Annotated in this window: 22 protein-coding genes and 1 pseudogene; 17 read left to right on the top strand and 6 right to left on the bottom strand. The window is 58.4% G+C overall.

The window, feature by feature from the left end; all coding sequences use genetic code 11:
• Positions 1 to 439: 439 nt before the first annotated feature.
• Positions 440 to 760, bottom strand: a complete 321-nt coding sequence (locus tag GKG36_RS08030) for a hypothetical protein (RefSeq protein WP_154260117.1) — start codon at positions 758 to 760, stop codon at positions 440 to 442.
• Positions 761 to 1,063: 303 nt separating this feature from the next.
• Between GKG36_RS08030 and GKG36_RS08025 the strand changes: the two genes are divergently transcribed.
• The 15 genes and pseudogenes from GKG36_RS08025 (at position 1,064) to GKG36_RS07960 (ending at position 14,156) form a co-directional block, all read left to right on the top strand.
• Positions 1,064 to 1,735, top strand: coding sequence for an aspartate/glutamate racemase family protein (locus GKG36_RS08025; RefSeq protein WP_097774524.1), 672 nt, complete (start codon positions 1,064 to 1,066; stop codon positions 1,733 to 1,735).
• A gap of 65 nt (positions 1,736 to 1,800) precedes the next feature.
• A complete protein-coding gene (locus tag GKG36_RS08020; RefSeq protein ID WP_120080470.1) occupies positions 1,801 to 2,874 on the top strand; it encodes a TRAP transporter substrate-binding protein in 1,074 nt (357 codons plus the stop codon).
• A gap of 108 nt (positions 2,875 to 2,982) precedes the next feature.
• Complete coding sequence (locus tag GKG36_RS08015; protein WP_120080468.1) at positions 2,983 to 3,477, top strand: TRAP transporter small permease subunit; 495 nt, start codon at positions 2,983 to 2,985, stop codon at positions 3,475 to 3,477.
• A complete protein-coding gene (locus GKG36_RS08010) occupies positions 3,474 to 4,751 on the top strand; it encodes a TRAP transporter large permease (RefSeq protein ID WP_154260116.1) in 1,278 nt (425 codons plus the stop codon). The genes GKG36_RS08015 and GKG36_RS08010 overlap by 4 nt, the downstream gene beginning before the upstream one ends.
• A 135-nt stretch (positions 4,752 to 4,886) precedes the next feature.
• Positions 4,887 to 5,606, top strand: a complete 720-nt coding sequence (locus GKG36_RS08005; RefSeq protein ID WP_173012925.1) for a GntR family transcriptional regulator — start codon at positions 4,887 to 4,889, stop codon at positions 5,604 to 5,606.
• Positions 5,607 to 5,740: 134 nt separating this feature from the next.
• The gene (locus GKG36_RS08000; RefSeq protein ID WP_097774529.1) at positions 5,741 to 6,565 is read left to right on the top strand and encodes a 3-keto-5-aminohexanoate cleavage protein; all 825 of its coding nucleotides are present in this window, start codon (positions 5,741 to 5,743) and stop codon (positions 6,563 to 6,565) included.
• Positions 6,566 to 6,583: 18 nt separating this feature from the next.
• The gene (locus tag GKG36_RS07995) at positions 6,584 to 7,528 is read left to right on the top strand and encodes a class II aldolase/adducin family protein (RefSeq protein ID WP_154260112.1); all 945 of its coding nucleotides are present in this window, start codon (positions 6,584 to 6,586) and stop codon (positions 7,526 to 7,528) included.
• A gap of 55 nt (positions 7,529 to 7,583) precedes the next feature.
• On the top strand, positions 7,584 to 9,029 hold the full coding sequence (locus GKG36_RS07990; RefSeq protein ID WP_154260110.1) for an aldehyde dehydrogenase family protein: 1,446 nt from the start codon (positions 7,584 to 7,586) through the stop codon (positions 9,027 to 9,029).
• 62 nt (positions 9,030 to 9,091) lie between these two features.
• Positions 9,092 to 9,355 (top strand): annotated as a pseudogene (locus tag GKG36_RS14695) (BMC domain-containing protein); the annotation flags it as partial.
• Positions 9,347 to 9,682 carry a BMC domain-containing protein gene (locus GKG36_RS14690; RefSeq protein WP_199663710.1) on the top strand — a complete coding sequence of 112 codons (336 nt, stop codon included), beginning with the start codon at positions 9,347 to 9,349 and terminating at the stop codon, positions 9,680 to 9,682. The pseudogene GKG36_RS14695 and the gene GKG36_RS14690, both read left to right, overlap by 9 nt.
• Before the next feature lie 39 nt (positions 9,683 to 9,721).
• Entirely contained in the window at positions 9,722 to 10,378 is a 657-nt protein-coding gene (locus GKG36_RS07980) for a phosphate propanoyltransferase (protein WP_005939594.1), read from the top strand.
• 3 nt (positions 10,379 to 10,381) lie between these two features.
• The gene (locus tag GKG36_RS07975) at positions 10,382 to 10,642 is read left to right on the top strand and encodes a EutN/CcmL family microcompartment protein (RefSeq protein ID WP_005939597.1); all 261 of its coding nucleotides are present in this window, start codon (positions 10,382 to 10,384) and stop codon (positions 10,640 to 10,642) included.
• A 61-nt stretch (positions 10,643 to 10,703) separates the two neighbouring features.
• Positions 10,704 to 11,933, top strand: coding sequence for an FAD-dependent oxidoreductase (locus tag GKG36_RS07970; RefSeq protein WP_005939599.1), 1,230 nt, complete (start codon positions 10,704 to 10,706; stop codon positions 11,931 to 11,933).
• Positions 11,934 to 11,948: 15 nt separating this feature from the next.
• The gene (locus GKG36_RS07965) at positions 11,949 to 13,109 is read left to right on the top strand and encodes an iron-containing alcohol dehydrogenase (RefSeq protein WP_154260109.1); all 1,161 of its coding nucleotides are present in this window, start codon (positions 11,949 to 11,951) and stop codon (positions 13,107 to 13,109) included.
• 168 nt (positions 13,110 to 13,277) lie between these two features.
• On the top strand, positions 13,278 to 14,156 hold the full coding sequence (locus GKG36_RS07960) for a beta-1,6-N-acetylglucosaminyltransferase (RefSeq protein ID WP_154260107.1): 879 nt from the start codon (positions 13,278 to 13,280) through the stop codon (positions 14,154 to 14,156).
• Positions 14,157 to 14,197: 41 nt separating this feature from the next.
• Here GKG36_RS07960 and GKG36_RS07955 read toward each other — a convergent pair whose 3' ends face one another.
• The 4 genes from GKG36_RS07955 to GKG36_RS07940 all read right to left on the bottom strand — a co-directional run bounded on the left by GKG36_RS07955 (position 14,198) and on the right by GKG36_RS07940 (position 17,149).
• Positions 14,198 to 16,090: a heavy metal translocating P-type ATPase gene (locus GKG36_RS07955; protein WP_005939607.1), complete on the bottom strand. Its 1,893-nt coding sequence runs from the start codon at positions 16,088 to 16,090 to the stop codon at positions 14,198 to 14,200.
• Positions 16,091 to 16,213: 123 nt separating this feature from the next.
• Positions 16,214 to 16,384, bottom strand: coding sequence for a hypothetical protein (locus GKG36_RS07950; RefSeq protein ID WP_154260106.1), 171 nt, complete (start codon positions 16,382 to 16,384; stop codon positions 16,214 to 16,216).
• A gap of 188 nt (positions 16,385 to 16,572) precedes the next feature.
• Entirely contained in the window at positions 16,573 to 16,794 is a 222-nt protein-coding gene (locus GKG36_RS07945; protein ID WP_005940491.1) for a cation transporter, read from the bottom strand.
• A 19-nt stretch (positions 16,795 to 16,813) separates the two neighbouring features.
• The gene (locus tag GKG36_RS07940) at positions 16,814 to 17,149 is read right to left on the bottom strand and encodes a metalloregulator ArsR/SmtB family transcription factor (protein ID WP_154260104.1); all 336 of its coding nucleotides are present in this window, start codon (positions 17,147 to 17,149) and stop codon (positions 16,814 to 16,816) included.
• A 212-nt stretch (positions 17,150 to 17,361) separates the two neighbouring features.
• Here GKG36_RS07940 and GKG36_RS07935 point away from each other — a divergent pair, with 212 nt between their 5' ends.
• Together GKG36_RS07935 and GKG36_RS07930 are read left to right on the top strand one after the other, a co-directional pair.
• The gene (locus tag GKG36_RS07935) at positions 17,362 to 17,529 is read left to right on the top strand and encodes a hypothetical protein (protein ID WP_154260102.1); all 168 of its coding nucleotides are present in this window, start codon (positions 17,362 to 17,364) and stop codon (positions 17,527 to 17,529) included.
• 37 nt (positions 17,530 to 17,566) lie between these two features.
• Entirely contained in the window at positions 17,567 to 17,956 is a 390-nt protein-coding gene (locus GKG36_RS07930) for a hotdog domain-containing protein (protein ID WP_154260100.1), read from the top strand.
• A 201-nt stretch (positions 17,957 to 18,157) separates the two neighbouring features.
• Here GKG36_RS07930 and GKG36_RS14585 read toward each other — a convergent pair whose 3' ends face one another.
• Positions 18,158 to 18,298 carry a hypothetical protein gene (locus GKG36_RS14585; protein ID WP_005943803.1) on the bottom strand — a complete coding sequence of 47 codons (141 nt, stop codon included), beginning with the start codon at positions 18,296 to 18,298 and terminating at the stop codon, positions 18,158 to 18,160.
• Positions 18,299 to 18,342: the final 44 nt, after the last annotated feature.

Genomic DNA, 18,342 nt, shown 5'->3' with positions numbered 1-18,342 from the left:
GCTTTTTCACGGGAAGGAGTCGTGGCGGTTAACGGCGTATTGCCTGCGCTGGCTCCCTGCGGGAGCATTCGCGCGGCAGATAACGCAAACGTTATGTTCAGGCCCCGCTCCCCTGCGGGGAGCTGCCGCCGTAGCGGCTGAGGGGCCTTGAAATCGGCGCAACACAAAAAATCCTTTAGCGCAGCGACTTGGATTTTTTGTATGGAGCCCAACTGCTTTGGGGTTACTAGGGGCGAGCAGCCCCTAGTTCGTGCCTCCCGCGCCTCGAAAGTAGCGGGTGCTTTTCTGGTTCTCTTTTGGCACGCAAAAGAGAACGTATCCGGCGGAGAAGAATTTTATAAAAGCCATAAAACCTGCCCTACACGATTGCGCTCTGCGCGGGAAGCCGAAAAACAAAAGCCGGAAAATCCGCAGATTTTCTGGCTTTCTGTACGCGTTATCAATCTTTTTTTGCTTTCTTTTTCTTCTTTGCTGCCTTTTCCTCCGGCTTGTTCTTCATCAGCCTGCCGAGGGATGCGGCAGTGTATACGCAGAAGCAGCCCACCACCACGATCAGCACGACGGCGCTTGCGTCCAGCGCCACGGTGCCGGCGCGGACAGCGGCCAGATACAGTGCCAGCAGCACCACGCCGCCGCCCAGCCACAGGCTGCTGCTGTTCACCTGCTTTTGCCACTCCTGCTGCGGCGTGAGCGGATGCTGCTGCGCCTTGCCCTGCCGGGCCTTCTTTTTCCAGATGTTATCACTTTGAAACGGATTCATGTTCCGGTGGCTCCTTCCCTGTCTTTTTCTTTAAGGGTATTATACGCCGCAAGATGGGATGATGTCCAGAAAGAAGTGGATTTTTCACCACTTGCATCCCACATTTGTGCAGAACGACCAAAACCGGCCCGAAATATCGGCTATTCGCCAATTTACTTTTTGCGGACCGAAGAGTAATCTAATGGTAGGATGTAAAGACGGACAAGCTGTTGAGATTGAACTAAAGGTAGGATGTAGCAAAGAGCCTTTGCTGCGGGCTTGTCCGGCACGAGAACACGAAAAACAAAAGGAGGCTTTTCCGTTATGAAGGTAGGTCTGATCTATACCAGCACCACCCCGGAACTGATCGAACTGGTGGAGCAGGAGGTCAAAAAGCAGCTGGGCGATGATGTGGAGCTGTACAGCCTGCAGGACCCCAGCATTCTGGCAGATGTCCGCGCGGCAGGCTATGTGACCACTGCACCGGCAGCACGCCTGATCGGCATGTACATGAAAGCCGCTGAGGAAGGCGTGGATGCCATGCTGAACCTGTGCAGCAGCGTGGGCGAAGTTGCCGACAGCGCACAGGACGTGGCAAAGTACATTGGTGTGCCTATCGTCCGCGTGGACGAGGAGATGTGCCGCGAGGCTGTCCGCAAGGGCCAGCGCATCGGCGTGATGGCTACCCTGCCCACCACGCTGGAACCCACCAAGGGCACCATCCTGCGCATGGCCCGCGAGTGCAACAGACACGTGGAGCTGGTGGACTGTCTGGTGGACGGTGCATTCGGTCTGGATCAGGACCAGTTCAAGGCCCGCATGACCGAGATGGCCGGTACCATTGCCGACAAGGTAGATGTGATCGTGTTTGCACAGGGCAGCATGGCCTACTGCGAACAGTATATCGCCGATAAGTTTGGCAAGGTGGTCCTCAGCAGCCCCCGCTTTGGTGCAGCCGAGCTGAAAAAGGCGCTGGAAAAGAAAGGCACCATTTAAAAAAGGAACAAGAGCCGGAGCACGAGACCGGCTCAGGAGAAGATATTTTTTGAAGGAGAATTCTTATGAAAAAGATGATTTCCCGTCGTGACTTCCTGAAGGTGGCTGGCATTTCCGCTGCTGCTCTGGGTCTGGCTGCCTGCGGCGGCTCCGGCACCAGCACTGCTGCTTCCACTGCCTCTACTGCAGCTTCCACCGGTTCTTCCGCTGCCGCTTCCGGCTCGGCTGTCACCCTGAAGCTGGGCTTCTCCACCAACGAAGAAGACCCCCGTGCAAAGGGCGCAAAGCAGTTTGCAGAAGAAGTTGCCGAAAAGACCGGCGGCGCTGTGGAAGTTCAGCTGTACCCCTCCGGCCAGCTGGGCGGCGATGCTGACCTGATCAACTCTATCGCTCTGGATTCCGGCACGGTGGATATCATCATCACCGACGCTTCCAACTTTTCCACCTACGATGCAAAGATGGGCATTTCCGCACTGCCGTTCCAGTTCGAGACCTTCGACGATGCATGGGCATTCATGGACAGCGACATCGAGGCTGCCGCTGAGGAAGGCCTGCTGAGCCAGAATATGCGTGTGCTGGCCCACTACTGCAACGGCTTCCGCTGCGTGACCAACTCCAAGGGCCCCATCAACAGCCCTGCCGACATGAACGGTCTGCTGATCCGCACCCCCGAGAACCCCGTCATCATGGCTACCATGACCGCTCTGGGTGCCAACCCCCAGCCGCTGAGCTTCTCTGAGCTGTATCAGGCCCTGCAGCAGAAGACCTACGATGCACAGGAGAACCCCATCCCCGTTATCTACAACAACAACCTGTTCGAGGTTCAGGAGTACCTGAGCATCACCAACCACATCTACTCCGGCATGTGCTTTACCATTGCCGAGAGCAGCTGGAACAAGCTGAGCGCTGACCAGCAGCAGATCGTTTCCGACGCTGCAAAGGCATCTGCCGATTACGACCGTGAGCTGAACGAGCAGCAGACCAACGATTTGGTCTCCGCTCTGGAAGAGAAGGGCATGAAGATCAACAGCCCGGAACTGGCTCCGTTTGCAGCTGCGACCGAAAAGGTCCTGACCGACAACGCTGATACCTACGGCGACCTGCTGGATCAGCTGAAGGCATGGAAAGAAGCCCGCTGAGATCACTGACCAGAAAACCTTGAAATAAAACCGAAGCAAAGGGACGAGGGGCGTGCCCTTCGTCCCTTTGCATTTTATCTGAATCGCACTTGGAAAGGAGTTTGTACTGTGAAAAAACTGCAAACCACTCTGGACAAGATCACCACCCTCATTTCCGCCATTCTGTGCGCGGCTATGATGGTAATTCTGTTCGCAAACGTTGTGCTGCGCCTGATCCCCGGCATCGGCGGCTTCAAGTGGTACATGGAGAGCAGCCAGTATCTGAACGTCTGGTCCATGCTCATTGCCTGCATTGGCATCAACGCCATGGGCACCAACCTCCGCGTGGAGGTGGTGGATTCCATCCTCGGTAAGACTCCGCTGGGCAAAAAGATCGTTGTCATCATCCGTGATGTGTTCATCATCCTGTTCTACGTCATGGTCACCTACGGCGGCTACCAGCTGTGCACCCGCGCAAAGCAGGCCGTTTCCACCATGCCGCAGTTCACCATGGGTCAGGTGTACACCATCTTCCCCATTGCCGGTGTGCTGTGCATCCTGTCCGCCGTTCTCAATCTGGTGGTTGAGCTTACCACGAAACCTGAAGGAGGCGAATCCAAATGATCGCATGGCTGCTGATCTCATTCTTCGTTCTGCTGTTCCTTGGTGTGCCCATCGCCATGAGTCTGGGCCTGTCCGCCATGGGCGGCATCCTGTTCCTGGGCGGCGGCAGCACCGTCACCATTGCCCAGCGCATGTTTGAGGGCATGAACAGCTTTGCACTGCTGGCCATCCCTCTGTATACCTTTGCCGGCTTCACCATGTCCAAGGGCGGTATTTCCAAGCGCCTGATGGATTTCTGCTACTCCATCGTCGGCCACATCTACGGCGGTCTGGCTCACGTGAACGTGCTTTCCAGCATGATCTTTGCGGGCATCTCCGGTTCCGCTGTTGCCGATACCGCTGGTGTTTCCGGCATGTTCATGCCGGAAATGATCCGCAAGGGCTACTCCAAGAACTTTACCGTTGCCGTTACCGCCATTTCCTCCACCATCGGCATCATCATTCCTCCGTCCATCCCCATGGTGGTCATTGCCGGTATCTGCGGCATCTCCACCGGTAAGCTGTTCCTCGGCGGCATCATCCCCGGCATCCTGTGCGGTCTGGCACAGATGATCGTCAGCTACTTCCTCGCTAAGAAAGAAGGCGTGCCCAAGGAGCCCGGTCACTTCACCATCGGCCCTGTGCTGCACGGCCTGTGGGAGAGCTGGCCCGCCCTGCTCATGCCTATCATCATCGTGGGCACCATTACCATGGGTATCGTCAGCCCCACCGAGGCAGGCGTGATCGCTGTTGTCTACGGTCTGTTTGCCGGCGGCATCATCTACCGCGAACTCAAGTGGGAAGACATCAAGTTTGCCTTTGCAGAGACCGTCCGCACCAGCGGCCGTATCTTCATCGTCATCGGCGCAGCAAAGCTGTACACTGTTATGCTGACTACCGCAGGCTTTGACAAGTGGGTGGCCAAGACCATGCTGGGCTTCTCCACCAACCCCACCGTCATCCTCATCATGATCCTGCTGATCTTCTTCATCGTCACCATGTTCATGGAGTCCATTGCAACGCTGACCCTGTTCATGCCCATCCTGTATCCCATTGCTCTGGGCGTGGGCATCGACCCCATCGTGCTCAGCGTTCTGATCACCGTGGTCATCGGCATTGGTCTGGTCACTCCCCCGGTGGGCATGTGTATCTACGTTGCCTGCGACCTGATGGATACGACTGTTGGTGAAGTGTTCCCCACATTGGTGCCGTTTATTGCGGCCACCTTCGTCTGCATTGCCCTGATGGTCGCCTTCCCTCAGCTGATCCTGCTGCCTACCTATTTGATGGCGTAACCGTTGCGTCCGCCCCTCCGATATGGTAAAATAGTGGCAAAGATTTAACATGTGATGTTTGGAGGCTTTCTGCCCCGGAACGTTCCGCGCTGAATGACCCCGAATATCCACCAAACCGGATTTGGAGGCGGAACCATGTCAATGGAACATCCTGAAAAACAGAAGAATGCGGTAAAGTCTGTAGTCGATCAGGTCATGGACGGGATCATCTCCCAGATCATCGATGGCACCCTGCATCCGGGCGACAAACTGCCTACCGAAATGGAACTGTGCAAGCAGTTCGGCGCGGGCCGCAACTCGGTGCGGGAAGCTGTGAAAAAGCTGCAGGCCTACGGCATCCTGTACATCAAGCGTGCCGACGGCACCTTTGTGAGCGAAAACTACAACCAGAAAATGCTGGACCCGATGCTGTACAGCATCATCCTGCAGAAGAACAGCTGGCAGGAATTTGTGGAACTGCGCTCCGTCATCGATATCGGTACGCTGAATATTATCATTCAGCGCAATGATATCACATCCTTTCTGCCGGACCTGTACCACACCTTCGGCGAGCTTTCTGCCGAAATGCACTCGCCGGAGCCTTCGGTGGACAAGGTGCTGGAGCTGGATAGCCGGTTCCACACCCAGATCGCCAATGCGGCCCAGAACCCCATGCTGGCCACCATCACCGAGTATATCACCCGGCTGACGATGCCCAGCCGTCTGGAGACCACCCGCAAGGTGCTGGCCAAGGGCGAAGAGGAGATCGAGCGGTTCGTAGAGCTGCACCGCCAGCTGCTCAGTGTGATCGAGCGCAGGCAGGTGGACGAGATCGCCGCTACAGTGCAGGATCACTACATCTTCTGGAAGAAGTAAGCATACAGGCCTCCTGCCTGCCGTAAAAGGCGGGCGGGGGACCGTGAGCTTACAAGATGGGATGTTTGCGCTAAAATGACGTTAGCATCCTTTGTTAAGCTTCTCCAATGCGACATGCAAGGAGTGTTCATCCAATGAAAAAAATCATGATCTCCGTGGCCCCCGTTGCGGCCACAGACATTCTCATCAATCCGCGGGCCATTGCCCGGGATGTGTATGAGTGCTACAAAAACGGCGCGTCCATGGTGCACCTGCACTGCCGCGACCTGAACGGCAACCTCACCCCGGATCTGAGCCTGCTGGAAGAAACGGTGGCCTACATCCGCGAGATGTGCGACATCGTGGTGGAGATCTCCACCGGCGGCGTGTCCAACCTGACCATTGAGGAGCGCGTGCAGCCCTGCTACCCCTCCTGGGTGGAAGCCAACAGCCTGAATGTCGGCTCGGTGAATCTGGGTACCTCGGTGTACCAGAACCCCATCAAGGATGTGGAGTACTGCGTCAAGACCATCATGGACAACAAGAAGATCCCGGAGACCGAGGTCTTTGAGCTGGGCATGATCAACACCGTGCGGGAACTGAACGACAAGTTCCACTTTGTAAAACCCATCCTGTTTGCACTGGTGTTCGGCCATGGCGGCGAGATGCCTGCCACGGTGCCGGCCCTGCGCCACATGATCCAGGCGCTGGAAGAGAACTTTCCCAACGGCGACTACCTGTGGGGCTACACGCAGGCCCACCGCGAGGACTGGGAAATGGTCAAGACTGCGCTGGATATGGGCGCTTCCACCGTGCGCATCGGCTTTGAGGATTCGGACATGATCGCGCCGGGTGTCCATGTGGACAACAACGCAGCGCTGATCGCAAAGGTGTCGGACATCGTAAAGTCCAAGGGCATGATGCCCATGACTCCCGACGAGGTGCGCGCCATGCTCAAGATCCCGCCGCTGCGCCGTTAAAAAGGAGGAAAGAAACGTATGGTGATTCAAGGCGTTACTTACCTCTCAGACTTTGAGGCAAAAAAAGCCATCATGGAAATGGCCCGTCGGCTGGAAGCCAAGGGCTGGCTGGTGGCCGGTGATGGCAGCATGAGCGTCCGCGTCGGCCCGCAGGCCGTGTGGGTGACCGTTGCCGGTGCCGACAAGGCCGCGCTCACGCAGGATATGCTGGTGCGCGTGGATATGAATGGCAAGGCGATGCTCAGCGCAAAGCCCAAGCCCCTGCCCGAAGACCTGCCCATCCATCTGAAAATCTATCAGGAAAACGAGAACGCCCAGTGCGTGATGCACACCTATCCGGCCTGCGCGGCTGTGATGGGGATGCAGGGCCAGACCGTGCAGCCTGCAGCGTTCAGCCCCGCAGTGCGGGCGCTGGGACGGGTGCAGCTGCTGCCCGCCCAGAACGTGGACGCGCAGGCACAGGCTGTCAGCCTGTTGTGCCGCACCGATAAGGCTGTCCTGCTGGAAAATGACGGCTGCCTGACCTGGGGCAAGACCCCGGCAGATGCGGCCCATCTGGTGGAAGCACTGGATTACTACGCAGCCGTCACCGCAAAGCTGGGCTGCGCAGGCTGCTCCAAATGCGGCAGCTGCGGCGGTCACTGCACCGGCTGCAGCAAGTGCGGCGCACCTGCCGTGCAGCCCATGGCTCAGCCCGCTGCACAGCCTGTGGCAATGGCAGTACCCTCCGCACAGCCTGCCCAGCCGGTGAGCCTGCCGGGCGTTACCGGGCTGATCCAGCCGGGCATGGCGCTGCCCACCCTGCCCAAACAGCAGGCGGCTCCTGCCCCTGCCCCGGTGCCCGCCGCACAGCCTGCGGCAGTCCCTGCAATGGAAGCGGCCCCGGCCGCACCGAAGTCCGCAAATGCCCGCGATGCCGCAATGGCCGAGGTCATCCGCCGGACGCTGAAGAGCTTTCAATAACAAAAAGTTTCGTTTGATCCAACGGATATGACCTTTACGGAAAGGAACGAAAACCATGGATATCAGTTCGCAGGAAATTGAAGCGATCGTCAAGCAGGTGCTTGCCGGTATGGGCGGTGCACAGACAAGCGCCGCCCCTGCAGCCTATATCGCTGCACCCGGCGGTGCAGCAGGCGACCGCGGCGTGTTCGAGAACGTAGACGACGCAGTGGAGGCTGCATGGAAAGCCCAGCGCGACTGGGCGGCCAACTACAAGATCGAGGACCGCCAGCGCATCATTGAAGCCATCCGCCGCTGTGCCCGCGCACATGTGGAGGAGTGGTGCCACAAGATCGTGGAAGAGACCGGCATGGGCCGCTATGAGGACAAGGTGGAAAAACATCTGGCCGTCATCAACAAGACCCCCGGCCCCGAATGCCTGACCACCGAAGCCAAGAGCGGTGACGCGGGCCTGATGCTGGAAGAGTACGCACCCTTTGGTGTGATCTGCTCCATCACCCCCACCACCAACCCTACCGAGACCATCATCAACAACACCATCAGCATGATCGCAGGCGGCAACACCGTGGTGTTCAACGTGCACCCCCGCGCAAAGCGGGTGTCTGCCGACTGCCTGCAGGCGCTGAATACCGCCATCATCGAGGCGGGCGGCCCTGCAAACCTCATTACCATGACCCGTGAGCCGACCATGGAGAATGTGGACAAGATGGCCGCAAACCCCAAGATCCGCCTGATGGCAGGCACCGGTGGCATGGGCATGGTGAACGCCCTGCTGCGCAGCGGCAAAAAGTGCATCGGTGCCGGTGCAGGCAACCCGCCCGTCATCGTGGACGAGACCGCAGACATCGAGCTGGCAGGCCGCAAGATCTACGAAGGCGCTTCGTTCGATAACAACATCCTCTGCTTTGCAGAGAAGGAAGTGTTCGCCGTGAACACCGCCTACGACGGCCTGCTGCACGAGCTGCAGAAGCAGGGTGCCTACCTGCTGAACAAGGCCCAGACCGAACAGCTGGTGAACATCGTGCTGCAGCCCAAGAAGGGCGGCGGCCACGAGGTGAACAAAAAGTGGGTGGGCAAGGATGCCGCCCGCATTCTGGAGACCATCGGCGTGCATGTGCCGGATACTTGCCGCCTTGCCATCTGCGAGGTGCCTGCCGACCATCCGTTCGTGCTGGTGGAGCAGATGATGCCGGTGCTGCCCATCGTGCGCTGCCAGAGCTTTGAACAGGCGGTGGAAGATGCCGTGGTCGCTGAGCACGGCAACCGCCACACCGCTTCCATCTTCTCCAAGGATGTGGACCACATGACCCGCTTTGCCCGGGTCATTGAGACCACTATCTACGTAAAGAACAGCGCCACCAAGGCCGGTGTTGGCATTGGCGGCGAGGGCCACTGCACCATGACCATTGCCGGCCCCACCGGCGAGGGCATCACCTGCGCAAAGAGTTTCTGCCGCCGCCGCCGCTGCATGCTGGCCGAGGGCGGGCTGCGCATCATCTGAGTTTTTGAAGGACGAAACCATCACATACAATTTTTTCAGTGTTCTGACAGGAGGAACAACTTATGAAAGCTCTGGGTTTTATCGAGACGAAGGGTCTGGTTGGCAACATCGACGCTACCGATGCAATGCTGAAGGCTGCTGACGTTGAGTTCATTGGTTCCGACACCATCGGTGCCGGTCTGACCACCGTGATCGTTACCGGCGAGGTGGGCGCTGTCAAGGCTGCTACCGAGGCTGGCGAAGAGGCTGCTTCCCGCGTGGGTGAGCTGTTCTGCGTCAACGTCATTGCACGCCCCCACGCAGATCTGGCCCGCATCATGCCCGCCAAGGGCCCCGCGACCGGCAAGTCCGGCCTGCCCGCAGGCGAGCAGGTGCCGCTGGATGCCGCTCTGGGCATGATCGAGACCAACGGCCTGACCGCTTCCATCGAGGCAGCCGATGCCATGCTGAAGAGCGCAGATGTCTCTCTGGTGGGTCAGGAGAAGATCGGCGCAGGCCTTGTTACCGTGTTCGTGCAGGGCGACGTTGGCGCTGTGAAGGCTGCTGTTGAGGCAGGCCAGACCGCTGCTTCCCGCATTGGCGAAGTGGTCAGCGCACTGGTCATTCCCCGCCCACACGCAAGCGTGTCCGAGTGCATGCCTGAGCTGCGCTGAGAACTGCGCTGACGCTGCATAAGAAAGGAGCGCTGTGCCTTGGTTTACCATGACATCAGTCAGGAACAGCTGCTGCTCCTGATCACGCAGGCCGTGCAGGCAGAGCTGCAAAAGCGCAGCCGTCAGGTGCCGGTAGGCATCTCGGTGCGGCACATCCACCTTACCCGCGATGATGTGGACAAGCTGTTCGGCTATGGCTACCAGCTCACCCCCAAAAAGGCGCTGAGCCAGCCCGGCCAGTTTGCCTGCGAGGAATGTCTGGACATCATCGGCCCCAAGGGCGAACTGAAGCATGTCCGCATCCTTGGCCCGGAGCGCAGTGCCACTCAGATCGAGCTGGCGCAGACCGACTGCCGCAACATCGGCATCAAAGCGCCGGTGCGTTCCAGCGGGGATACAAAGGGTACGCCGGGCGTGACCCTGCGCGGCCCCAATGGCACCCTGACTGTGCCGGAGGGCGTGATGATCGCTGACCGCCACATCCACATGACTCCCGCACAGGCAGCGGCCTTCGGCCTTGCCGACGGCGACCGCGTGCAGGTAAAGATCGACGGCCCCAAGCCGGGCGTGATGGGCGGGGTGCTGATCCGCGCAAACGACAAATGTGCACTGGATTTTCACATCGACACGGACGATGGCAATGCCTTCCTGCTCAAGCAGGGGCAGCTGGTCACCGTGCTGGGCAAAGAGGAGTAAGCTATGATTTTAGGGATCGTCAAGGGGACCGTTGTCGCCACCCGCAAAATGCCGGAGCTTGTAGGCTATAAGTTCCTGCTGGTGGAGCCGGTGTTCGGCTCCAAAAAGGATACCATCGTGGCGGGCGACAACATCGGCGCGGGTGTAGGCGAGATGGTTCTGGTCACCACCGACGAGACCACCCAGCATGGTCTGGACCATCCGTCGCCCATTGATGCTTTCATCGTGGGCATCGTGGACAATCCTCCCACCCTGAGTAAGTAACACCCTGCAAGTTTTGCCGCAGAGAGGGGCTTCCTCCCGGCGGGATCGTGAGGCTTAAACAATGAAAATTATTATCATCGGCAGCATTGCCGCCGGGGTTTCGGCCGCCGCCAGACTTGCCGCCGCCCAGCGCGGAGCGCAGATCACCGTCTACGAAAAAGGCGGCTTCTACTCCTGCGGCACCGGCGGCCTGCCCCATTACCTGTGCGAGGATCTGGACAGCCTGAACAAGGCCATTCAGGCCAAGGAAACTGAGCTGAACGCGCAGGGCATCACCGCACATCTGCGCCATGAGGTGCGCGGCATCGACGCAGCCGCCCGCAAGGTGACGGTATGTGATCTTGCCACCGGACGCGTGTTTGAAGACCACTACGACAAGCTGGTGCTGGCCACCGGTTCTTCCAACCGTGTGCCGCAGGTGCCCGGCAGTGACCGCGTGGGCGTGCAGACCCTCAAGACCGTGGAAGATCTGATCTTCCTCAAGGAGTTCGTCCGCACCCCCTATGTGCGGGACATCGTGATCCTGGGCGGCAGCTGGGCCGGTTTGGAGATCGCAAAGTCCTTCCTCAAGCTGGGCCGCAATGTGCGTATCATTGAAAAAGAGCAGCAGCTTTTGCCCCAGTTTGACCCTGAGGTGAGCAAGCTGATCCAGAAGGAGCTGGAAGCGCAGGGCGTGCAGTTCAATCTGGGTGAGCAGGTGCGCTCCTTCCCGGGCCGTACCTTCGTGGAGCAGGTGCAGACCAACCGCGGCACCTACCCCTGTGACCTTTGCGTGGTAGCCATCGGCGTTACCCCCAACACCGGCCTGCTGGCCGGTACCGGGGCGCAGCTGGCACCCAATGGCGCTGTGCTCATTGGTGCCGACCTTGCCACCAGTGTGCCCAATATCTATGCCGTGGGCGACTGCGCGGCCTGCCGCGACGGCTCTCTGCGCACCAGCAGCCTGAAGGTGGCGGATCTGGAGATCGCCCGCACCGGCCTGACCGAGACCGAGGCCCGCAAGGCCGGTCTGCGGGTCAAGAGTGCAATGGCCACCGGCACCGACCGTCCGGGCATCTGCCCGAACCCCCACCGCATCACCATCAAGCTGGTGTATGAGGCCAATACCCGTCAGGTGCTGGGTGCGCAGGCATGGGGAGAAAAGAATGTTTCGGCCCGCATCAACGCCATTGCCGTTGCCATCCGCGCTGGCATGACCGTGGAAGCACTGGGTCAGGTGGATTTCGTCTATTCCTCCTCGTCCTGTTCCATTTGGGACCCGGTGCAGATCGTCTGCGGTCAGGCACAGTAAGCGGAGGGTGAACACATGGCAGAACGCATCAACGCCGTCAAGACCAGCTTTTTTGGCAAGGGTGCCATCCGTCTTCTGGGACCGGAGCTTCAGAAAATGGGCATCCGCCGTGCTTTGCTGGTGACGGACCGCTTTCTCTATGATTCCGGTGCCGCTGCCCGGGTTGGTCAGGTACTGTCCGATGCCGGTGTGGAGTACGCCGTGTACTACAATGTGCAGCCCAACCCCACCGTACAGGTGGTGAACGACTGCATTGCTGCAGCCCGCACCCTGCAGGTGCAGCTGCTGGTGGCTCTGGGCGGCGGCAGCGCCATCGATACCGCTAAGGCAACCAGCATCGTGGTGGCCTGCGGCGGTACCGTGGAGCAGTACGAGGGCGAGAACAAGTCCTCCAAGCCCGGCCTGCCCATCGTGGCGGTGAACACCACCGCCGGTACCGGCAGCGAGTGCACCTCCTTCTACATCGTCACCGATCCTGTCCGCCACAGCAAAATGGCCATGGTGGACCCCAACTGCATGGTCAGCATTGCGGTGAACGACACCGACTTCATGTCCTCCATGCCGCCCAAGCTCACCGCAGCCACCGGCATGGACGCGCTGACCCACGCCATCGAGGCGGCGCTTTCCAAAAACGCCAACCCGCTCACGGACAAGGATGCCTACTGGGCCATACAGGCGATCGTGCAGAACCTGCCCCGGGCCGTTGCCAACGGTCAGGATGAAGCCGCCCGCACCATGATGGCCTACGCCGAAAATGTGGCAGGCATGGCTTTCTCCAACGCGGGCCTTGGCATGGTGCATGCGATGGCACACGCGCTGGGCGGACACTACAACCTGCCCCACGGTGTGTGCAATGCGGTGCTGCTGCCCTACGTGCTGGCCTTCAACAGCCGCAGCCCGGTGTGCCGGGAGCGGTTCATGACCATTGCCGCTGCCATGGGCCTGCAGGGCACCTTTACCCCGGACACTGCCGCACCGGCAGTGATCCAGTTTGTCCGTCAGCTCAGTGCAGGCGTGGGCATCCCCGCAAACCTTGCGCAGCTGAACAAGGTGGACCCTGCAGATTTTGCCGAGCTGGCAGAGCTTGCCCTGCACGACACCTGCATGTCCACCAACCAGATCACCCCCACCCGCGACGAGGTGGTGGCGGTATATACCGCTGCTTTCCGCGGATAAACTTTGAGACCTCCTCCATTTTTCTCCATACCCAAACAAAGCCGCCGCTCTCCCTCTGCAAGGGAATACGGCGGCTTTGTGCTGTAAAAAGGGGTGATGGGATTGTTTTTAAAGAGGGTTCTGTTATAATAAAATAAAAATGCGGCGCAGAATTAAGAGGAGAAAGCGATGGAAACAAGAGAAAAACAGGCGTACTTGATAGAAGCACATAAATGTGATGAGATGCTTCTGACCCTGTTGCGGATGCTGGATGTACCGTGGAATGATATATTCATCCACATGGACAGCAAAAATACGGACTACCAGCCGGAAACGGTGGAGTGCCGCATGAAATATGCGAAAGTGTTTCACGCAAAACGGCACAGTGTTGTGTGGGGCGGTGTCAGTCAGGTAAAAGCGGAGCTTGTGCTATTGAAAACAGCAGTGGCCCATGGCCCGTATCAGCATTACCACCTGATCTCCGGTGTGGATCTGCCCATTCAAACACAAGAAGATATCCGTGCATTTTTTGAGGCAAACCCGGACGTGGAATTTGTCCATTTCGACCCGCACCCGTTCAGCCCATTCAACGATGAGCGCGTTTATTACCGGCACTTTTTCCAGAATATCGATCTGCGCCGCCATCCGGTGCTCGGCGTGATCAATGGAATCCTGCTGTCGGGCCAGAAGCTGCTGAAAATAAAGCGCAATCAGGACGTTCACTTCACAAAGGGCAGCAACTGGTTCAGCTGCACTGACGGCTTTGCACGGTATCTGTTGACAAAAGAAGAGTGGATCCTGCAGGTGCTGGACAAGACCTTTTGCTCGGACGAGTTCTTTGTGCAGACACTGATCGTGCAGTCGCCGTATCAGGATAAGATCTATCAGGGGCCGGGTGATACCAGTGCCCGTGCCATCGATTGGGACAGAGGCAATCCGTGGGTCTGGAAATACGCTGATCTGGAACAGCTGAAAGCATCGCCCTGCATGTTTGCCAGAAAATTTGATATCGAAAAAGAACCGGAGCTTGTGCATGAAATAGAACGCCTGTATGCACCTCATATATAAAAACAGTGCCGGACAGTTTTCAGGCTGTCCGGCACTGTTTTTTACTGTTCATTCTTTTTCGCCAGATCCTTGGTGTACAGGGCACGGGTGGCGTTGAGCACAGCCAGCACCATCACGCCCACATCGGCAAAGATGGCGGTCCACATGCTGGCCATGCCGATCGCGCCTAGCACAAGGCAGGCAAACTTGATGGCCAGTGCAAACACGATGTTCTGGTACACGATGCGTAACGTGCGGCGGGCAATGCGCATGGCCAGTGCGATCTTGGCGGGGTCGTCGTCCATCAGCACCACGTCAGCGGCCTCAATGGCAGCGTCAGAGCCAAGAGCGCCCATTGCAATGCCCACATCGGCACGGGACAGCACCGGGGCATCGTTGATGCCGTCGCCCACAAAGGCAAGGTTCTCTTTGGGCCGCTTTGCGGCGAGCAGCGTTTCGATCTGGTCTACCTTGTCGCCCGGCAGCAGGCCCGCATGGTATTCATCCAGCCCAAGCTCTGCGGAAACGGCCTTTGCAACCGGCTCGGCATCGCCGGTCAGCATCACGGTCTTGCGCACACCGGCATCCTTCAGGCCCCGGATGGCCTGTGCACTGTGGGGCTTTACCACATCGGCGATCAGAAGATAACCGGCGTACATGCCCTCGATGGCCACATGCACGATGGTGCCGGTCTCGCTGACGGCGGGAGCCTTCAGGCCCAGCTTTTCCATCAGGCGGGCGTTGCCGGCAGCAACGGTCCTGCCGTCCACCTTGGCGGTCACGCCGTGGCCGCCAAGCTCCTGCACATCGGTGACACGGTTCGGATCGATCTCCCTGCCGTAAGCGGCCTTGATGCTGAGGGAGATGGGGTGCTTGGACCAGCTCTCGGCCAGCGCGGCAGCTTCCACCAGCTGCTCCTCGCTGGTGCCCTCTGCGGGGTGGATGCCGGTCACTTTAAAGGTGCCCTGGGTCAGGGTGCCGGTCTTGTCGAACACAACGATGCCGGTGCGGGCCAGCTCTTCCAGATAGGTGGAACCCTTGACCAGAATGCCGCAGGCAGATGCACCGCCGATGCCGCCGAAGAAGCTCAGGGGAATGCTGATGACCAGTGCGCAGGGGCAGCTGATAACAAGGAAGGTCAGGGCACGGTAGACCCAGTCACCAAAGCGGGCGGGCTGGCCCATGAGCAGCAGCACGATGGGCGGGATAAAGGCCAGAGCCAATGCGCCATAGCACACGGCGGGGGTGTACACGCGGGCAAAACGGGTGATGAAGTTCTCGGCGCGGGCCTTCTTCATGCTGGAATTTTCCACCAGATCGAGAATTTTGGAAACGGTGGATTCGCCGAATTCCTTGGTGGTCTTTACCTTCAGCAGGCCGGTCATGTTCACGCAGCCGCTGATGACCTCATCGCCGGTCTGCACATCGCGGGGCAGGCTCTCGCCGGTCAGGGCGGCGGTGTTCAGGGCAGAAGCGCCCTCCACGATCACGCCATCGATGGGCACGCGCTCACCGGGCTGGACCACGATCACGGTGCCGATCTCCACATCGTCCGGGTCCACCTGCTCCAGTTTTCCGTCCTCGCCCTCAATGTTGGCGTAGTCCGGGCGGATGTCCATCAGGCTGGAAATGCTCTGCCGGCTCTTGCCCACGGCCACGCTCTGGAACAGCTCGCCGATCTGGTAGAAGATGATAACGGCACAGCCCTCCACGTAGTCGCCCAGTGCAAATGCACCCACAGTGGCAACGGCCATCAGGAAGCACTCGTCAAAGGGCTGACGGTTCTTGATGCCAAGCAGTGCCTTGCGCAGCACGTCCCAGCCGACCACGAGATACGGGATGCAGTACAGTACCAGCTCCACCGGCGTGGGGAACTGGGGCAAAAGCTTGAGGATGAGCACCAAAATCAGCGCAATGATGATGCGCTGCAGGTTCTTTTTCTGCTTTTTGTTCATACAAAACGCTCCTTTTTGCGGGATCCATGGGCCGCATCACGCTGCGGCGGGCGGGGATTTCAACAACTTTTCCCCATGAAAATGGATATTCCACGGTTTTACCCGTGTTTTCCACACAGTTTTTCAGGCGTAAAAGCGCTTTTCCACGTTTATTTTACGGTTTTTTCGCAAACGGTGTTGAAAACTGAGTGGAAACTGTTGAAAACTGTCTGATTTTTCAACACCGAAATGCAGGAAAACCTCTCCGTCTTTGCTTCGCAAATCCACATTCCCCTTTTTGTCGCTGCGCGACATCTGTTCCTCTCTTTGTCACCTGCGGTGACATTTCTCCCCGGCGCGGGGAGAATCTGTCCCGGAACGGGGGAAGTCTTTCCTCAAAGGGGGAGGTCTTATACAGCGAACGATAACGTATAATAAAAGCTCTCCCTCTCGGGAGAGCGGACACCGCGCAGCGATGACTGAGAGGGTTGGCTCCCCTGTTCTCAGATGTCAAAGATCTCGCAGTCGTCCTCCACCTTTTTGCAGGCGGCCAGAACGTTCACCATGGTGTCGTGGGGGTCTGCACCTTCAGAGAACTCCACCTTCATCTTCTGGGTCATAAAGCTGACGGTAGCATTTGCCACGCCTGCAACGGTGTTGGCAGCGTCTTCCATCTTCTGAGCGCAGTTTGCGCAGTCCACTTCGATCTTGTAGCTCTTCTTCATAAGTAATACCAGCCTTTCGTTATTCTTCGATATGATCCATCCCCATGGAGAGGATGCTGCGCACATGGTCATCGTCCAGTGCGTAGTAAACGGTTTTGCCCTCGCGCCGGAACCGCACGAGCTTGGAATCCTTGAGCACCCGCAGCTGATGGCTCACCGCCGACTGGCTCAGCTGCACGGCGTTTGCAATGTCCTGCACGCACAGCTCGTTGTCGTGCAGTGCATACAGGATCTTGATGCGGGTGGAGTCGCCGAACACCCGGAACAGGTCGGCCAGCTCGTACAGCACCTCGTCGTCCGGCATATCCAAGGATTCCGGCTGCGGCGCGGGCATTGCTTCCTTTATTTCCGCCATGTTGACATCTCCCTTCGCTGTGGATTCACATGAACGCTTGTTCATGTGTTCATAGTAGCACGCGGAATGCTCCTTGTCAAGGCTTTTTTAAAGATTTTCGGCGTCTGCTCTAAATTGATGAAATTTGCCTTAAAACGCAGAAAATTTGCGTTTTTGAATCGCAATAAGGATGCGGATTGGAGGGAAGGCAAAAACAAAAAAGAGGTCGCCGCATGGTCAGTGTCCTCGTCCTCTCCGTCACCTTCGGCGCCACCTCTCCCAAAGAAAGAGGACTTGGCAGCCCGTTTGCGCAAAAAGAAAAAGAGAAATTTACAAAAAAGTGTAAAACAGGGTGCGTTCTGGTGCAAAATGTGGTATCTTATAAAGGTGTTCAAAAATAAAATGCGCCATACGGCGCGCAAAAGGAGAGGAAAGTATATGACATTGGAAACCGGTATCCGCGGGGAACAGAGCGTGCTCGTCACCGCAGCCAACACCGCAAAGACCATGGGCAGCGGCACGCTGGATGTGTTTGCCACCCCGGCCCTTGTGGCTCTGGCGGAAAAGACCTGCTGGATGAGCGTGGCCGATGCGCTGGACGAGGGCAGCGGCTCGGTGGGCACAAAGCTTGAGTTGGAGCACACTGCCCCCACCCCTGTGGGCATGACCGTTACCTGCGAGAGCGAGCTGGTGGCGGTAGAAGGCCGCAAGCTCACCTTCAAGGTGAGCCTGCACGACGAAAAAGGCCCTGTAGGCGGCGGCACCCACGAACGTTTTGTCATCAACAACGCCAAGTTCGCAGCCAAGGCGGAGGCAAAGAAGGGGTAAAACTCCTTCCGTCATCGCTGCGCGATGCCACCGTTCCCCTTTTTGTCGCTTACACGACATCTTCCCCCGGCCGGGGGAAGTCTTTCTCAATGAGGGAGGCTTTGGCAGTACGGTAAAGTTCCCGGTTTTGCCAAAGGCTCTCCCCTTGGGAGAGCTGGCACCGAAGGTGACTGAGGGGGCGAGGACGCTGACCGAAGAAAACTATTCTTCATCCGTCTGCTCTGTTTGCTCCAATCGGATCGGCGGCGGGTCAGCTTCCAGCAAGTGCTGCTCGGCACGCTTCTGCGCGTCCTGCAAGAGCTGGGCGGCCTGCACGCTGGCCCGGAACAGCTCAAAATACATCGCTTTATAGTCCGGCGCGGTGCACACCTCCCTTGCATTCGATG

The sequence above is a fragment of the Faecalibacterium sp. BIOML-A1 genome (genome assembly GCF_009679715.1).
GTDB classification, from domain to species: domain Bacteria; phylum Bacillota; class Clostridia; order Oscillospirales; family Ruminococcaceae; genus Faecalibacterium; species Faecalibacterium taiwanense.
Note: the sequence above shows the minus strand (reverse complement) of the source record. Positions and strands in the feature narration are given on the sequence as shown.

Coding starts and splice junctions, on each gene's coding strand:
- GKG36_RS07995 (WP_154260112.1), top strand. CDS start 6,584: ATGGTGATTCAAGGCGTTACTTACCTCTCAGACTTTGAGGCAAAAAAA.
- GKG36_RS07950 (WP_154260106.1), bottom strand. CDS start 16,384: ATGTCGCGCAGCGACAAAAAGGGGAATGTGGATTTGCGAAGCAAAGAC.
- GKG36_RS08020 (WP_120080470.1), top strand. CDS start 1,801: ATGAAAAAGATGATTTCCCGTCGTGACTTCCTGAAGGTGGCTGGCATT.
- GKG36_RS08005 (WP_173012925.1), top strand. CDS start 4,887: ATGTCAATGGAACATCCTGAAAAACAGAAGAATGCGGTAAAGTCTGTA.
- GKG36_RS07930 (WP_154260100.1), top strand. CDS start 17,567: ATGACATTGGAAACCGGTATCCGCGGGGAACAGAGCGTGCTCGTCACC.
- GKG36_RS07970 (WP_005939599.1), top strand. CDS start 10,704: ATGAAAATTATTATCATCGGCAGCATTGCCGCCGGGGTTTCGGCCGCC.
- GKG36_RS07940 (WP_154260104.1), bottom strand. CDS start 17,149: ATGGCGGAAATAAAGGAAGCAATGCCCGCGCCGCAGCCGGAATCCTTG.
- GKG36_RS14690 (WP_199663710.1), top strand. CDS start 9,347: ATGCCCGCCAAGGGCCCCGCGACCGGCAAGTCCGGCCTGCCCGCAGGC.
- GKG36_RS07965 (WP_154260109.1), top strand. CDS start 11,949: ATGGCAGAACGCATCAACGCCGTCAAGACCAGCTTTTTTGGCAAGGGT.
- GKG36_RS07960 (WP_154260107.1), top strand. CDS start 13,278: ATGGAAACAAGAGAAAAACAGGCGTACTTGATAGAAGCACATAAATGT.
- GKG36_RS07945 (WP_005940491.1), bottom strand. CDS start 16,794: ATGAAGAAGAGCTACAAGATCGAAGTGGACTGCGCAAACTGCGCTCAG.
- GKG36_RS08030 (WP_154260117.1), bottom strand. CDS start 760: ATGAATCCGTTTCAAAGTGATAACATCTGGAAAAAGAAGGCCCGGCAG.
- GKG36_RS08000 (WP_097774529.1), top strand. CDS start 5,741: ATGAAAAAAATCATGATCTCCGTGGCCCCCGTTGCGGCCACAGACATT.
- GKG36_RS07975 (WP_005939597.1), top strand. CDS start 10,382: ATGATTTTAGGGATCGTCAAGGGGACCGTTGTCGCCACCCGCAAAATG.
- GKG36_RS07990 (WP_154260110.1), top strand. CDS start 7,584: ATGGATATCAGTTCGCAGGAAATTGAAGCGATCGTCAAGCAGGTGCTT.
- GKG36_RS14585 (WP_005943803.1), bottom strand. CDS start 18,298: ATGTATTTTGAGCTGTTCCGGGCCAGCGTGCAGGCCGCCCAGCTCTTG.
- GKG36_RS08025 (WP_097774524.1), top strand. CDS start 1,064: ATGAAGGTAGGTCTGATCTATACCAGCACCACCCCGGAACTGATCGAA.
- GKG36_RS07955 (WP_005939607.1), bottom strand. CDS start 16,090: ATGAACAAAAAGCAGAAAAAGAACCTGCAGCGCATCATCATTGCGCTG.
- GKG36_RS07935 (WP_154260102.1), top strand. CDS start 17,362: ATGGTCAGTGTCCTCGTCCTCTCCGTCACCTTCGGCGCCACCTCTCCC.
- GKG36_RS08010 (WP_154260116.1), top strand. CDS start 3,474: ATGATCGCATGGCTGCTGATCTCATTCTTCGTTCTGCTGTTCCTTGGT.